Annotated in this window: 13 protein-coding genes; 5 read left to right on the top strand and 8 right to left on the bottom strand. The window is 65.8% G+C overall.

From position 1 onward, the window contains the following. Positions 1-5 precede the first annotated feature (5 nt). Positions 6-935, bottom strand: a complete 930-nt coding sequence (locus ACMAUO_RS16685; protein WP_420358051.1) for a LysR family transcriptional regulator — start codon at positions 933-935, stop codon at positions 6-8. Between the two features lie 197 nt (positions 936-1,132). Here ACMAUO_RS16685 and ACMAUO_RS16680 point away from each other — a divergent pair, with 197 nt between their 5' ends. Then, complete coding sequence (locus tag ACMAUO_RS16680) at positions 1,133-1,840, top strand: pirin family protein (protein WP_420358050.1); 708 nt, start codon at positions 1,133-1,135, stop codon at positions 1,838-1,840. Between the two features lie 80 nt (positions 1,841-1,920). Beyond that, positions 1,921-2,616 carry a uracil-DNA glycosylase gene (gene ung, locus ACMAUO_RS16675; protein ID WP_420358049.1) on the top strand — a complete coding sequence of 232 codons (696 nt, stop codon included), beginning with the start codon at positions 1,921-1,923 and terminating at the stop codon, positions 2,614-2,616. A gap of 134 nt (positions 2,617-2,750) precedes the next feature. Here the strand turns inward: ung and preA are convergent, their stop codons facing one another. The 6 genes from preA to ACMAUO_RS16645 form a co-directional block, all read right to left on the bottom strand. After that, on the bottom strand, positions 2,751-4,019 hold the full coding sequence (gene preA, locus ACMAUO_RS16670) for an NAD-dependent dihydropyrimidine dehydrogenase subunit PreA (RefSeq protein WP_420358048.1): 1,269 nt from the start codon (positions 4,017-4,019) through the stop codon (positions 2,751-2,753). A gap of 3 nt (positions 4,020-4,022) precedes the next feature. Next, a complete protein-coding gene (locus tag ACMAUO_RS16665; RefSeq protein ID WP_420358047.1) occupies positions 4,023-5,369 on the bottom strand; it encodes an NAD(P)-dependent oxidoreductase in 1,347 nt (448 codons plus the stop codon). Between the two features lie 88 nt (positions 5,370-5,457). Next, complete coding sequence (locus tag ACMAUO_RS16660; RefSeq protein ID WP_420358046.1) at positions 5,458-6,729, bottom strand: histidine-type phosphatase; 1,272 nt, start codon at positions 6,727-6,729, stop codon at positions 5,458-5,460. Beyond that, the gene (locus ACMAUO_RS16655; protein WP_420358045.1) at positions 6,726-9,245 is read right to left on the bottom strand and encodes a TonB-dependent receptor; all 2,520 of its coding nucleotides are present in this window, start codon (positions 9,243-9,245) and stop codon (positions 6,726-6,728) included. The genes ACMAUO_RS16660 and ACMAUO_RS16655 overlap by 4 nt, the downstream gene beginning before the upstream one ends. 91 nt (positions 9,246-9,336) lie before the next feature. After that, the gene (locus tag ACMAUO_RS16650) at positions 9,337-10,233 is read right to left on the bottom strand and encodes a FecR family protein (RefSeq protein WP_420358044.1); all 897 of its coding nucleotides are present in this window, start codon (positions 10,231-10,233) and stop codon (positions 9,337-9,339) included. Then, complete coding sequence (locus tag ACMAUO_RS16645) at positions 10,230-10,724, bottom strand: RNA polymerase sigma factor (protein ID WP_420358043.1); 495 nt, start codon at positions 10,722-10,724, stop codon at positions 10,230-10,232. Before ACMAUO_RS16645 ends, ACMAUO_RS16650 begins: the two co-directional genes overlap by 4 nt. A gap of 221 nt (positions 10,725-10,945) precedes the next feature. Here ACMAUO_RS16645 and ACMAUO_RS16640 point away from each other — a divergent pair, with 221 nt between their 5' ends. From ACMAUO_RS16640 to ACMAUO_RS16630, 3 genes are all read left to right on the top strand, one after another. Further along, the gene (locus tag ACMAUO_RS16640; RefSeq protein ID WP_420358042.1) at positions 10,946-11,680 is read left to right on the top strand and encodes a YfdX family protein; all 735 of its coding nucleotides are present in this window, start codon (positions 10,946-10,948) and stop codon (positions 11,678-11,680) included. A gap of 137 nt (positions 11,681-11,817) precedes the next feature. Then, positions 11,818-12,267, top strand: coding sequence for a hypothetical protein (locus ACMAUO_RS16635; RefSeq protein WP_420358041.1), 450 nt, complete (start codon positions 11,818-11,820; stop codon positions 12,265-12,267). A 301-nt stretch (positions 12,268-12,568) separates the two neighbouring features. Next, positions 12,569-14,710 carry a TonB-dependent receptor gene (locus ACMAUO_RS16630; protein ID WP_420358040.1) on the top strand — a complete coding sequence of 714 codons (2,142 nt, stop codon included), beginning with the start codon at positions 12,569-12,571 and terminating at the stop codon, positions 14,708-14,710. Here ACMAUO_RS16630 and ACMAUO_RS16625 read toward each other — a convergent pair. Then, positions 14,707-15,543, bottom strand: a complete 837-nt coding sequence (locus ACMAUO_RS16625; RefSeq protein ID WP_420358039.1) for a DODA-type extradiol aromatic ring-opening family dioxygenase — start codon at positions 15,541-15,543, stop codon at positions 14,707-14,709. The genes ACMAUO_RS16630 and ACMAUO_RS16625 overlap by 4 nt on opposite strands. Positions 15,544-15,640: the final 97 nt, after the last annotated feature.

Here is a 15,640-nt window from a genome sequence, read left to right as displayed (position 1 = left end):
CGGGGTTATTCCCGCGAGCCGTCGTGGCGGCCCCAGGGCGGCAGCGCGAAGGCATCGACCAGGTAATCCAGCAGGGCGTTGACGCGCGCCGGGCGCAGCGGGCTGGGGGGCGTGACCAGATAGAGCGCGATCGCGGGCGCCTGCCAGTCCGGCAGGATGATTTCCAGGCGTCCGGCCTGGAGGCTGTCCCAGATCATGAATTCGGGAAACAGGCCGAATCCCAGCCCGGCCTCGAGCGCCGGCAGGAATCCTTCCGCATTGTTCGCGCGCAGGCGTGAGGCCTGGGACAGCACGTAATCCTTGCCGGAAGGCGCATGGTGCAGCCGGATCGTTCCCGGTGCCGAGGTGTTGGTGTAGACGAAGCTCTTGTGTGCCTCCAGATCGCGTGGATGGGTGGGGCGCCCGATCGCGTCCAGCCAGGCGGGGGTGGCGACCAGCAGCAGCCTGACCGCGCACAGCCGGCGGGCCCGTAGCGATGAATCGGCCAGCGAGGAGATCCGCAGCGCGATGTCGTAGCCCTCGGCCACCAGATCGACGATCGAATCGCTGAAATCGAGCGTGAGGTCGATATCCGGATAGCGTTGCAGGAAGGCGGGCAGGATCGGCGAGATATGCTTGACGCCGAACGTCATGGGGGCCGCGATGCGGATCAGGCCCGAGGGTTTCAGCGTGCCGTCCCTGGCTTCCGCCTCGGCGGCCTCGGCTTCGGCGATGATCCGGCTGGCATGGCCCAGGGCGTGGCGCCCCATCTCGGTGAGGGATAATTGCCGCGAATTGCGGTTGAACAGGCTGGCGCCCAGTGCCTGTTCCAGCCGGGAGACGGCCTTCGAGACGGTTGGCTTGGAGAGCTGGATATCCTCGGCCGCCCGCGCGAACGAGCCCCATTCGGCCACTTTCGCGAAAATCGCCCAGGCTTCGAAATCGGGCAATCGCATGAAGAGCAGCCTCTTTGGAAACGGTCGGATGGATCTCTTTCCATATATTTTCTGAGAGGGACCGTCCAGACGCGGGTGCTGGTGGGTCTGGGGCGTGGAAATTCCGGAAACGAAGGGTTTCGCTCCCTGCCGTATCGCCGGGTATCGGCCGAGGCGTAGGGTCCGCCCAGACATTCAACATATTGGAGGCGATCACGATGATCGAAGTTCGGCCGTTCGCGGAACTGGGCCACGCCGACCATGGCTGGCTCGATGCGAAACATCATTTTTCCTTCGCGGATTATTACGATCCGCGCCGGATGGGGTGGGGTGCGCTGCGCGTGTGGAACGACGATGCCATCGCATCGGGGACCGGGTTCGGCACCCATCCGCATCGCGACATGGAAATCATCACCTATGTGCGTGAGGGGGCCATTACGCATCGGGATAATCTGGGCAATTCGGGGCGTACCGAGGCGGGCGATGTGCAGGTGATGTCGGCCGGGACCGGCATCATGCACAGCGAATATAACCGCGAGCCCGGCACGACGCGCATCTTCCAGATCTGGATCATGCCCGATCGTGCGGGGCATGCGCCATCGTGGGGCACGCGGACCTTTCCCCGGGGCGAGCGCGGCGGGCGGTTCGTGGCGCTGGCCTCGGGCTACGATGCCGACGCGGGAGGCGATGCGCTGCCGATCCATGCCGACGCGCGGGTTCTGGGTGCGACCCTGAAGAAGGGGGAACGCGCGGAATACCGGCTGGGCGTGGAACGGATGGGTTATCTGGTCCCGGCCAAGGGCAGCGTGGAGATCGAGGGACAGACCGTGGGCACACGGGACGGCGCGGCGATTTCGGAGACCGACACGCTGGTTGTGCGCGCGCTCGATGATGCCGAGATCGTGCTGGTGGACGTTGCCGCCTGAGCCTGTTCCGCCCCCGCCGTTCAAGGCGAGGGCGGGCGGTACGGCTTGATTTTTGCGGCGCGGCGTCGCTTGATGCCGGGATGACGATCAGACTGGACGATAGCTGGAAGACGGCTCTGGCCCCCGAATTCGACGCGCCCTACATGCAGGCGCTGAAGGATTTCCTGCTGGCGGAGAAGGCGCGGGGCAAGGTGATCTTCCCCAAGGGCGCGGAATATTTCCGGGCGCTGGACCTGACGCCGCTGAACGACGTGAAGGTCGTGATCCTGGGCCAGGACCCCTATCATGGCGACGGGCAGGCCCATGGGCTGTGCTTCAGCGTGCGGCCCGGTGTGCGCATTCCGCCGTCGCTGGTCAATATCTACAAGGAACTCCAGAGCGATCTGGGCATTCCGCCTGCCCATCACGGTTATCTGGAATCGTGGGCGAAGCAGGGCGTGCTGCTGCTGAACAGTGTGCTGACGGTGGAGCGCGGCAACGCGGCCTCGCACCAGAAGCGGGGGTGGGAGCAGTTTACCGACGCCGTGATCGCCCGGGTCAATGAACAGCGCACGCCTGCGGTCTTCATGCTGTGGGGGGCGTATGCCCAGCGCAAGGCGGCTTTTGTCGACCAGTCGCGGCATCTGGTGCTGAAGGCGGCGCATCCGTCACCGCTCTCGGCGCATAATGGCTTTTTCGGCTGCCGTCATTTTTCCAAGGCCAATGAATTCCTGGTCAGCCATGGGATGACGCCGATTGATTGGCGGTTGCCGGTGGAGCCGCCGAAGGATGTTTGAAGGGATTGTTCTTTTTTGAAAAAAAGAACCAAAAAACTGTGATTCGTTCAGGAGTTTTGTGCTGGGGACATGCGAGGCTCCTGAACGGATGAAAGTCTTTTTGCTTCTTTTTCTTCAGAAAAAGAAGAGCCTTTTCACTCGGCCACCCGTGCGGGATTGTTCGGGTGATGAGGCCATGTCAGCACCCCGTCCACCGGCTGCGGCACCATGGTGATGCAGTCATCGACCGGGCAGACATGGGCGCAGAGATTGCAGCCGACGCATTCCTCGTCGATCACCTCGTAGCGGCGTGTGCCGTCGACGCGCAGTTTGGCGATGGCCTGGTGCGATGTGTCCTCGCAGGCGATGTGGCACAGGCCGCATTTGATGCAGGCATCCTGGTCGATTTTCGCGAGGGTCTTGAATTTCAGGTTGAGCTGGTTCCAGTTGACGAAATTCGGAATCGCGCGGCCGGTGACGTCGTCGATGGTGGCGAAGCCTTTCTGGTCCATCCAGTTGGACAGGCCGGTGATCATGTCCTCGACGATGCGGAAGCCGTAATGCATCGCCGCCGTGCAGACTTGCAGCGTGCCGGCGCCCATGACGAGGAATTCGGCGGCGTCGCGCCAGGTCGAAATGCCGCCGATGCCGGAAATCGGCAGGCCGCGTGTGGCGGGGTTGCGGGCGATCTCGCCCACCATGCGCAGGGCGATCGGCTTGACCGCCGGGCCGCAATAGCCGCCATGGGTGCCCAGGCCGCCGACCACCGGCATCGGCGCCATGGCGTCGAGATCAACCGCGACGACGGACTGGATGGTGTTGATCAGCGAGACCGCGTCGGCACCGCCGCGCAGGGCGGCGCCGGCCGGCTGCATGATGTCGGTGATGTTCGGCGTCAGTTTCACGATGGTCGGCATGCGGGTGTTCTGTTTGACCCAGCGCGTGACCATCTCGACATATTCGGGCACCTGGCCGACGGCCGAGCCCATGTTGCGTTCTGACATGCCGTGCGGGCAGCCGAAATTGAGTTCGACGCCGTCGGCCCCGGTTTCTTCCACCAGCGGCAGGATGCGTTTCCAGCTTTCCTCGACGCAGGGCACCATCAGGCTGACCACGATGGCGCGGTCGGGGTGGTCGCGTTTGACCGACTTGATTTCGGCCAGGTTGACGGCCAGCGGGCGGTCGGTGATCAGCTCGATATTATTGAGCCCGACCAGCCGGTCGCCATTGTAATTGAAGGCGCCGTAGCGGCTGCTGACATTGACCACCGGCGGGTCTTCGCCCAGCGTTTTCCACACCACGCCGCCCCATCCGGCCTCCAGCGCGCGGCGGACGTTGTATTCCTTGTCGGTCGGCGGGGCGGAGGCCAGCCAGAAGGGGTTGGGCGAGCGGATGCCGGCGAAGAGGCTGCGCAGATCGGCCATGGCTCAGGCTCCCGTTGCGGCTGTCAGGTCGGCGTGGATGGCCTCGGCGGCGTTGCGGCCGTCGCGTACCGCCACCACCGTCAGGTCCTCGCCGGGCGTGCAGTCGCCGCCGGCATAGACGAGGCGGCGCGTGGTCCGGCCCTGGGCATCGACCGTGATGCGGCCGTTTTCGATGGTGAGCGCGCCGCGATCCAGCGGGTCGGGCAGGAAAAGCTGGCCCACCGCCTTCAGCACCATGTCGGCCTCCAGCGTGAACGTGCCCTGGTCGTGGACCGGTTTGCCGTCCAGCAGCCGGCCGCGCGTGAAGGTGATCGAGCGGACCGCGCCGTCGTGGCCGTCGATGCGCAGGGGGGCTGCCCAGTGGCGGATGGTGACGCCGTTGGCCTGCGCCCAGGCCTGCTCGACCCCGGTGGCCGACATGGTTTCGGCTCCGCGCCGGTAGACCAGCGTGACGTCCTCGGCGCCGAGGCGGCGGGCCTGCACGGCGGCGTCGATGGCGGTGTTGCCGCCGCCGATGACCACCACGCGCCGCCCGACCGGGACATCGGCCCCGGTGGCGGAGGCGCGGAGGCCGGCGATGAAATCCACGGCGTTCAGGACGCCGGCCAGATCCTCGCCCGCGATGCCCAGGGCGCGCACCCCGGCCTGGCCGATGGCGAGGAAGACGGCATCATACGTTGCTTCCAGATCGGCCAATGTGACGTCGCGGCCCAGCATCCGGTCGGTCTCGATGGTGATGCCGCCGATGGCGGTGATGAAGTCGATTTCGTGCTGGGTGAAATCGTCCGGCAGCTTGTAGGCGGCGATGCCGTATTCGTTCAGGCCGCCGGCCCTGGGCCGGGCATCGAGGATGGTGACCGTATGGCCATGCATGGCGAGGCGATGCGCGCAGGCCAGGCCGGCCGGGCCTGCGCCGACGATGGCGATGCGTCGGCCGGTCTCTGCAGCGCGGGGGAAGGGCTGGGTGCCTGCATCCATCTGCCAGTCGGTGGCATGGCGCTGCAATGCGCCGATGACGACCGGCTTTTCCTCCTGCGCGGTGCGCACGCACGCGCCCTCGCACAGGATCTCGGTCGGGCAGACGCGGGCGCAGGAGCCGCCGAGGATGTTGGATTCCAGGATGGTGCGCGCCGCGCCGGCCAGGTTGCCGGTGGCGATGCCCCGGATGAAGCCGGGGATGTCGATGCCGGTGGGGCAGGCTTCCACGCACGGCGCGTCGTAGCAGAAATAGCAGCGATCAGCCTCGATCGATGCCTGTCCGCCGGTCAGCGGCGGATGGGCGTCGGCGAAATTGATGGCCAGGCATTCGGGGGACAGGCGGTTGGCAGCAATGTCCGGGCGCGGATCCACGATAGACGATCTCCGTCATGAAGCATGACCTCGAGATATCTATCGCAGAGTTTGTATTTATCGCGCAATGAAAAATTTGACCGTTTGGTCAGAAAACGCTGACGGGGCGCAGTTCCCTGGCCGGGCAGAGTGTCGCGCCCGCGCAGGTGCCGATGGGCAGGATCGTTGCGCCGTTGCTCGCGAGATCCGGTCGCCGGGCCGTGCGAAGCTGTTCGAGAGTCTGATGCAGGATCACCGCGCGCACGACGCGGCTGCCATCCTTCAGGCGCCAGCGCTCGAAGGCCAGGGTGGTATCCGGTGCCGTCGCGTCCGGCTGGTCGGTGAAGGCCCAGTTTAGACCGAAGATCGCCGCCAGCGTGTCCAGCGTCGTGTCATGGCCGGCGAACAGGACCAGCCGTGTGTCCGACCCGATTTCGCTGTGATCGGGCAGGGTGACCGGGAGGTCGGTCATCAGGTCGATGATGGCGCGGGACAGCACCGCTCCGCGTGGGACGGCGAAGGCGGGCTGGCGACGGGTCAGCGTCGCCGCATAGCCGTGCGCGGGCAGGATCGTGGCCAGCAGGGTAGCGGCGTCCGGCGTGCCCCAGGCCACCTGCTCCGGCGCCATGCCCTCGGCATAGGCCAGCATCATGTTCTCGGCGATGGTGGAGGCCAGGAGCGGGCCGCCTTTGAGGTGCGGTGTGCCGTGGGAAATGGACAGGGTCAGCCCCCCGGTGAGGCATGGGCCGGCTGGCCTTGCGCAGCCATCTGGGGCGACGAGTGCCTGGAGGCGTGCCAGCGCGGCCTGGACCGGCTGCGGCCGGTGGTCGCGGTCTTGGGTGATTGCCTGCTCCAGAGCCGCCGTCATGCGCGTTTCGTCCTGTTTCGCGGCGCCGGTGCCGGCGGCGTTGAAGAACGGGTCGGTATGGCCTGCCGGCAGCGCGCGGGACTGGAGGCCGCAACGGAGGGCGAGATGGTCGGCCATGATCGCGCCGCTCTGGCGCGTGCGGTCGTCGGCGGCATCCGCCCAGATCGCGACCGTGCCGGGGGCGGGGCAGCCGGTGGCGGAGAGGAGGCCGAACTGGCGGTACCGCTGGGCCAGCGCATCCGTCATGGCGGCCAGGGCCGCGCGGCCATGCTCGGTCAGTTGCCCCGGCGGGACCGGCCAGGCCGACCAGTCGCGGCCGGTCTGGGCTTTCAGTTCCTCCGGTGCCCTGGTGGGGCTGCGGACGCCGTGGCGGGCGACCAGCACGATTTTCTCCAGCGTCGCACCGGTCAGGGTCGGGGCGGCGGGCGCTTCGGCCGCCCGGGCGTTGCAGCCCAGGGTTGCGGTCAGGAGCAGGGTGGCGCCGAAGGCGCGGGCCAGGGAGAGGGTCTTCATGGGAGGGTCGCGGACAGGTTGAAGAAGATGCTGCGGCCCGACAGGCGCCAGTAGAGCGGGGCGCCGTCCGGGTAGCCGGCGCTGGCGGCCGACTGGTTGCCGGCGAAATCGCTGATGGCGTGGCTGTCGAACAGGTTGGCTATCTTGAGGCTGGGGGTCAGGTCGCTCATGAAACCGGCCAGATGGTGGAAATGCCAGCCCAGGGCGAGGTCGGCGGTGGTGGTGCTGCCGACGCGATACTGGTTGGCGAACACGGTGTGGCCGTCGCTGTCGGTGGTGCTGTCGAGCCCCCAGTGATTGCCGACGAACTTGCCGATCAGCGAGAAATACGGGCCCTTGCCGTTGTCATACAGCAGGCCGAACGAGGCCAGGACGTTCGGGGTGGCGGCCACGCGCACCTGCGTGTGTTTGTACTGGGCGTCGTTCACGCTGTAATTGCCGTAGAGCGAGAAGCCGGCGCCGATGGCGTACTGGCCCTCGATCTCCAGACCCTTGTAGACTGCGCCGCCGCTGTTGACCGACGTGCTCTGGGTGCCGATGCCCGGGACCTTGATCTGGGCCGAGGCGATGTAGTTGGAGAAATCGATGTAATAGGCGTCGGCCGAGAGGGTCCAGCGCTTCTTCTGGAACACGGTGCCGACCTGGTAGTTCAGCGTCGTTTCCGGGCTGACGCTGCCGACATTCTGGGTCTGGAATACGCTCATCGGCGGGGCGAGGAAGCCGCGCGCGATCTGGCCGTAGGCGCTCCAGCCCGGCAGGATGATCTGGTTGATCGCGATCGAGGGTTGCCAGGAGGTGAAGGTCTGCTGGTCGTTCAGCGGCACCTTGGTCGATTTGTTGATCGCCGCGTCATAATCGCGGTGGAAATAGGAATATTTGATGCCGGGCTTGACCGTCATGCCCTTCATGGGGTGCCAGTCGAATTCGAGATAGGGCTGGACCGTCGTGTTCAGGTCGGAAATATCGTAGCTGTACGCGGAACCGTTCTTGCCTGGCACGGGAATGGCGCCCTGGCTGAGATCGACGGCGTAGGTGTAGCGCCGGTCGTCCTGCACGTCGGCCCAGACGCCGAACAGCACGTCGCCCACCGGGGTTTTCGCGCGGAACTTCATCGTGTCGCCGTAATCGCGGAAGGAGGCGCGGGCATATTTGCCGGGGATGTCGGTGCTGTAAGTGCCGATTTTCTTGCCGGCGGTCGAATAGAAGGTCACGCCGTTGGCGGATGGGTCATTCTGGCTGGCGTCAGTCGATTCGGTGTAATCATGCACGAAGCCGTTGGTATAGAGCTTGTTTTCGAATGTCAGCCACGGCGTGAAGCGGGTCTTGAGATTCACGTAGCTGAAATCGGACTGGTAGGTGCTGGGGTTGTAGCCGTAATAGCATTGCAGCGCACGGTTGAAGCACAGGCCGTAATTGTCACCATATTTCGCATATTCGGCCAGCGTCGCGCCCTGGGTGGTGTATTGCCATTCCTTGTCGTAGGTCGTCAGCAGGGTCAGGGTCGTGTGTTCGCCCAGTGCGATCACGTCCTTGAACAGCAGGTTGCTGCGCCGTTCGGCCGAGCCGGTGAGGTAGCCGTCGGTTTCTTCATGCTGCATGTCCAGCACCATGGAACCGAAGCGGGTCTTGCCGCTGTCCAGTTCGATGCCGCCGGCGCGGGTGTTGAAACTGCCGTAGGTGCCGTAAGGCGTGACGCCGAAATGCTTTGCCGGCTCACGGGAGTCGAAGCCGATCGTGCCGCCGAATGTTGCGTTGCCGAGGGTGGCTGCCGTGCCGGGGCCGCGATCGACCTGAACCTGATCGAGAAAATGCGAGATGAAGAGGGAAGATGTCGTATGGTGCAGGTCTGACGCATCGCCGAACGGAATGCCGTCGAACGTCATGTTGTACTGGCCGTCCTGGAAGCCGCGCAGGCTGATCGTCTCGGCCTTGCCTATGCCCGGGCCGTTGGGGTTCTGCGACCAGATGCTGGGCTGGAACTTGATGATGTCGTCCACGCTGGCCAGCGGAATGATGTTGTTGGTGATGAAACGCTTCTGGATCACCGAAGTGGGCTCGGTGATCGTCAGCGGCACGGTCGACGGAGCCAGGCGTTCGGCGCGGCGGATGACGGTGACTTCTTCCGCGTCCTTCTTGCCGGCATGGGTGGACTGGTCGGGGTGGGACGCGATGCCTGACGGGCCCTCGATCAGCAGGCCGCCGTCATGCTGCGGCACGGCGTGCAGGCCGCTGCCGCGCAGCAGGCGGGAGGCCGCGTCTTCCACGCTGAGGGTGCCGTCCACGGCCGGAGCCGTGCGGTTGCCGATGTCGCCGCTGGCAAAAAGGATGTCCCGCCCGCTGATGCGCGCCAGTTCTTCCAGCGATTCCGCCAGGGGCTGGGCGCGCAGGTGCACGGTGACGGGAGCGGGTGCGGCGGTGCCGGCCCATGCCGGCTGGAGGCCGACGATGGCGGTGGACATGATCAGGAAGACGGCCAGGGTTTGCGGCGAAGGGTGAGGAGACGGCGAGCGTGACATCGGGGGAATCCTGTCTGTGGCGCCGGTTGCTCCGGCTTACAGGCGTGACGAACTCCCGCGACGAGTCCTCAATGTGTCTGCGCGCGTTTCATCAAAGCTTCACAATGCGCAGGGTGGTGGTGCCTTCGATCCGCACGGGAAGAAGATGCGTCAGGGCGCGCGCGAAGCCCGCCATATTGCCGGTATGGTAGAGCCCGCTGATGCGCAGCGCGGCGATGTCCGGTGATGCGATTTCTATTTTTTTGTCGCTGTATCGGTTCATTTCGATGATCGCTTCGGACAGTCTGGTATCGCGGAAGACGATGCGCCCCGTGCGCCAAGCGACCAGGTCGTCCAGTCTGGGGTGGTCGATGCAGGGGGGGTGGCCCGAACGTAGGGTGAGGCGTGTGCCGCTGCCGATCGTGATCGGGGCCGAGCCGGAAGCCGGGAAGGCCGTCAGCGAGCCGGCCAGGACCGTGGCGGCCAGCCCGTCATGGAATACGCCGATATCGAACTGGCCGGCGGGTGACGTAAGCAGGCCGGTGGCCGTGGCCAGGCGCAGGGGGGCTGCGCCGTTGGCGAGCGACAGGGCGATCCGCCCGCTAGGCAGCCACGCCTGACCGTGCGCGCCCGCGGGGGGAAGGATGAGCATGCTCTGGGTATCGAGCAGCAGGTCGGCACCGCCCTGCAGGGTGCAGCGGCGCCGTTCGCCCGTTGCGGTGCGCAGGACCATGGCTTCGGCCGGTGCACTGGGGAGGCCGAACAGGCTGGCCGCCAGCCCTATCCCGACAGTCAGGACGGCGCGGCGCGAGGATGGGGCCGGCCGCAGTCGGCTGTGCGCCAGCGTGGCCGAGGAGGCCCAGACGCCGGACATCAGCGAGAACACCTCGCGGTGGCGGGGGTGTTCGTCCAGCCATGCGGTGAAACGGCGCTGGTCGTCTTCGGTGCAGTCTTCGGCCCGCAGGCGGGCGGACCAGCGGGCGGCGGTCTGGATGGTGCTGTCGCTCATGGCGCGTCGCCGTCCAGCAGGGCGGTCGTCAGGACGCATAGCGCCTTGCTGATCTGTTTTTCGACCGTGCTGACGCTGACGCCGAGCTGGGCGGCGATGGTACGGTAGGGCAGGTGGTCCAGTCGGTGCATCAGGAAGATGCGGGCTGTACGGGCGTCGAGCGCCGTGAAGGCGGCCGAGAGCCGGGCCAGTTGCTGCCGGCCCAGCACCACCGCGTCGGGCAGGGGCATCGGGCAGGCGATGGCCTCCGTCTGGTCGGGCGGGAGGCTGACCAGGCTGTCGCGCTGTTCGCGCCGATATTCGTCGATGGCGAGGTTGCGCGCCGTGCGCAGTACGTAGGCCTCGGTGTTGGCGATGCCCGTCTGGCCGCGTTCCAGGATGTGGAGCAGGGCCGTCTGCAACAGGTCTTCGGAATCGTGCCGCCCGGTCAGGCGGCGAATGCGGGCATGCAGCGACGCCCACCCGGTCTGCCGGATCGCCCAATCCGTCATGTCCCTCGTGTCCTCGCCTCATTCTGCCGGTTGGCGGCCTGTCCGGTATCGGGGCGGACCCTAGAGGGGTGGTCTGGCGCTGTCATCGGCAGCGGACGGGTAACGGATCGGTCTTCTTAAAAACTTCATGATCGCGGAGCGCATTCCTGCCCTGACTTGTTCTCCGGGCCGCAGCAACATTATGTTAAAAATACGAATTCATGACGAAAAGGATGTCTGACATGCGGATTATGGCCTCGTTGGCGGTTGTTGCAGCCCTTGGTGCCGTGCCCTCGCTGTCGCATGCCGCGCCGATGCATGCGGCGTGGGAAAAGTTCAAGGCCGGTCGTGCGCTGCGCCATCTTTCCGACGATGGAGAGCGTGCGCTGGCCGATATCCTGACCGCCCAGCAGTTTGTGGCGCAGGGCAAGGTGGATCAGGCGGTGCCGCCGCTTTATGACGCGCAGAAGCGGCTGGAGGCGGCCCGCAAGGCCGAAAAGCGCTTCAACGCGGCCGAGAGTGCGTTGCAGCCCGCGCCGCAGCATCCGGCGTCCGCGACGCATCAGCCGGTGACGGCGCCGACCGACTGGGTGCCGGTGGGTGGCGAATTCGTGGCCAGCGACATCCTGGCGCCCGAGAAGAAGGCGGCGGTCGCCACGGCCAATGCCCAGCTCAAGGCTGGCAACAGCCAGGCGGCGGCCCAGACGATGCAGGTTGTCGGCGAGGATGTGGATTTCATCATCGCGCTGGCGCCGCTGGACCAGATGGAGGGCGCGGTGAACCGGGCGACCGTGTTCGTCGAGGGGCACCAGCCCACGCAGGCGGCCGATGCGCTGAACCAGGCGCTGGACGGGATTGTCTTCGTCTCGCAGGATTTCGTTGAAACGCTGCCGTCGGCTTCGGGCACGGCCTCCGCGCCGGCTGCGACGGCCGCCCCGGCAGCGGCTCCGGCTCCGGCGCCCACGTCCACGAAATAACGGGGGCGACGGGGCGGGAACGGACGGTGTTCGTTCCCGCCCTTTCCTTGTGAACGCCCTTGCTGCTGCTTGCCTCGCCCCTCTCTGCGGGTCTAGGGGATAGGTGGTGGGTTTGTAGCGAACGAGGTGGCCGGGCCGTGCAGGGGCAGGACGCGATCAGGATGGAGCGGTCGGGGCTTGGCCGCTGGATGGTCGCCCTGTTCGTGCTGTGCGGCTATCTCGGCCTGCTTGGCATTCAGGCGCGTGCGCTGCCCGGCGAAATGCCCCGTGCCACGCTGGAACGTCTGGCAGGCATCCATCTGGCCGCGCCGTCCCTGTCCGCCGTCTGCGATGACATGCCTGGAATGGCGATGGCCGGCATGCCGTGTCCGAGCGATCGGTCGCATGACCATGGGCCTGATCATGATGCCTGCCCGCTCTGCCCGCTGCTGCATCTGTCGCTGGTCGTGCTGCCGGTTGTGCTGGCGGCGATCTTTGTGCTGCACCGGTTGGCGCGGGTGCGCTACAGCCCGGCCCGGCCCCGGGCGCCGCCGATGCGCCGGGCCCTGCTGCGGCCGCCGGCAATCGGACCTCCACGGACAATCTGAGATCCTGACTGGACATGCGCGCCGGCGGCGATCCGACGCGCGGTTTCCGGGCCTGGTGGTGACCGGTTCGTAGCGCCGGCTCGCTTTCTATGCTCGAAAGCACGTGCCGGATGCGGCTCTTGTGGGCCCGTCTCGTGCGTCAGTGTGCATTCCGTCAGGCATGGGGAGATGTTTCGGGGCTCGTGCCGTGGCACGCCTGTGCCTGAAGCCTCTTCCCGACAGACGCGCCCGCGGGCATGCGATCGGGAAGCGATGCGCGTGTCCTGCCGGCTGTTGCCTTCTCTCAGACCAGGTTTCTGTCATGACAGATCATGTCCGGTCCTTGTGGATCGGCGCCGTGGCGTGCGGCTGGGCCGCCGCCTGCGGGCTGGCCGGTACTCCGGCCCGGGCGGATGGGGCTATGTCCATGCCGCTTTCTCAATCCGAATCCCGATCGTCTTCGACGGCGGGGGAGTTCATCACCGTCAATGGCGTGCGCCGGCCGACGGGGCATAGTGCGGATACGGCTGCCCTGCTCTCGCATGCCCTGGGGTTCAGCAGTTATGCGGCCGGTGGGGTTTCGGCGCTTCCGGTGCTGAACGGCATGGCCGACGACCGGGTAGCGACCTTCGTGGACGGCATGCGCATCGCCTCGGCCTGCCCCAACCACATGAATCCGGCGATGTCCTATATCGACCCGGACAGTGTGGAATCGGCGGTGGCGACGGCGGGGATCACCTCCGTCAGTGAAGGGGGGGACAGTACCGGGGGTACCGTCTCGGTCGAGCGGCGGGACCCGCAATTTGCCAGGGCGGGGAAGATTCTCGTGACCGGGCGCATGCGGGGGGATTATCGCAGCAATGGCGGCGGGTCCGGCGCCTCCGGGTCGGTCACGGTGGCGAACGATCTGCTGAGCCTGCGCTATACCGGCTCCTACAGCCATGCCAGCGACTATCATGCCGGTGGCGACGGGCCGCGCGTGCGCTCGACCAGCTATCTCAGCTTCAACCATGCCGTCACGTTGGGTGTGCATAAGGACAACCATCTGCTGGCCCTGACGGTGGGGCAGCAGGACATTCCTTATGAGGGGTTCCCCAATCAGTACATGGATATGACCAATAATCGGTCGACTTTCGTGAATGGCAAATACAAGGGCGATTTCGACTGGGGTACGCTGGAGGCGCGCGGCTTCTGGCAGCGGGTCGATCATGTGATGGACATGATGTCGGACAAGGGGGGGCATACGGCCTCGACCGGCATGCCGATGAATACCGATGCGCGGACCGCGGGCTATGCGATCAAGGCGACGATTCCGCTCGGCCTGAATCATGAACTCGGTGTTGGGAGTTCGTTCGATCATAACGGGCTGAACGATTGGTGGCCGCCGCTTGTCGGCAGCATGATGATGGGGCCGAACACCTATCACAACGTCAATGACGGCCATCGCGACCGGCTGGGCCATTATATCGAGTGGAAGGCGCAATGGCTGCCGCGCCTTTCCACCGAACTGGGGATGCGCAGCGACCTGGTGATGATGAATACCGGGCCGGTTTCGCCTTATTCCTGGACCGGGATGATGGGCATGGCCGATGCCATGGCGGCGCAGCGGTTCAATGCTGCCTCACGCGGGCGTACCGATAGCAATTTCGATGTCACGGCGCTGGTGCGGTGGCATCCGCTCGACAGCCTGATGATCGAAGAGGGTTATGCGCGCAAGACGCGCTCGCCCAATCTGTACGAGCGTTATGCCTGGGGCACGGGGGCGATGGCGAGCAGCATGATCGGCTGGTTCGGCGACGGCAACGGCTATGTCGGCAACCTGAACCTGACGCCGGAAATCGCCAATACCGCCAGCATGACGATCACGTGGCATGATCCGCGCGACGGGGCATGGCTGGTGAAAATCCAGCCGTACTACACATATACTCACAATTATATCAATGTGATGCGGATCGGTGCATTGTCGAACGGCCTGTCGCAACTGCAGTTCGTCAACCACAATGCGCAGAGCTACGGTATCAATGGTTCGGCCTTTGCGCGCCTGTGGCGGAGCGACGCCTTCGGCAAGGGCGAGGTGCGTGCCAACCTCAACTGGGTGCGGGGTGAGGATCTGGTGACGCATTCCGGCCTTTATCACCAGATGCCGACCAATGGCACGATCGCGCTGCACGAGACGTACGGGAACTGGACCGGGCGGGTCGAGGTCACGCTGGTCAAGGCCAAGGATACGGTCGACTGGCTGCGGCATGAGCCGCGCACGCCGGGTTATGCGCTGTTGGGATTGGGGGGCAGCTATCGCTGGCGAAACCTGACGCTGGATGCCAGCATCGATAACGTGCTGGATCAGAAATACTATCTTCCGCTCGGGGGGCTTTCGCTGGGCGATTACAAGGCGACGGGGGTGCGGGGGCCGCTGCCGGGGTTGGGGCGGTCCTATAATCTCAGCCTGACGGCGACATTCTAGCCGAAGCGGAAGCCGGACAGGGCCTTGCCCATGATGGTGTCGGTGTAGTCGCGGTGGCCGGGGTCCTGGCCCGCCGCGCCGGCTGCGACCATCAGGGGGAGCAGATGTTCGGGGCGAGGGTGGCATTGCAAGGCACCGGGGGCGCGGTTCCAGTGCAGCAGGGCCTCGTCCCGTTGCGCGGGAGGGGCCTCCATTGTTTGCGTCAGCCAGGTGTCGAAGGCGCGGGCGGCGGCGTCGGATGCCGGGTCGGGCGTCATGAAATGTGCGAGATTGTGGTAGGTCATGCCGGTGGTGGCGATCAGCACGTTCTCGTCGCGCAGGGGGCGCAGCGCGGCGCCGACCTGCATTTCGTATTCGGCATTCATGTCGCGGCGCAGGGACAGTTCCACGATCGGGATATCGGCGTGCGCGAAGGCGAGCATGAAGGGGATGAAGACGCCGTGATCGAAACCGCGTGTCGGGTCTTCCTCATTCTCGATTCCCGCCGCGCTCAGGAGCGTTCGGACCCGGGCGGCCAGTTCCGGCGATCCGGGCGCGGGATAGCGCAGCCGGTAGGTATGGGCCGGGAAGCCGTAATAATCGTAGATCAACGGAGGATGTGTTGCGGAGGTGACCGTGGGCACGGCGGTTTCCCAGTGGCCCGAGACGGCGAGAATGGCATTGGGACGCTGTGGGAGGGTTGCGGCGATTCCACGCAGATAGGCGGCCATGTGGTCCCAGGTGTCGGGCCAGTCCATGAAGAAGCATGGGCCGCCACCGTGCGGCATGAACAGGACCGGCTGGCGCGCGGATGCGGTGCCGGACTGCGGGGCGGCGGTTGTTGGCGATGTCATGACTGCGCTCCTGTGGCTGAGGGGCGGACGTATTTTGTCATGATCGCGGTGGGGCGATAACCGGGTGCGGCAGGTTTTTTGCCCATGCCGGGATGAA

Source organism: Gluconacetobacter brunescens (assembly GCF_048695475.1).
GTDB lineage: Bacteria > Pseudomonadota > Alphaproteobacteria > Acetobacterales > Acetobacteraceae > Gluconacetobacter.
This window is presented reverse-complemented; position numbering and strand designations above follow the sequence as displayed.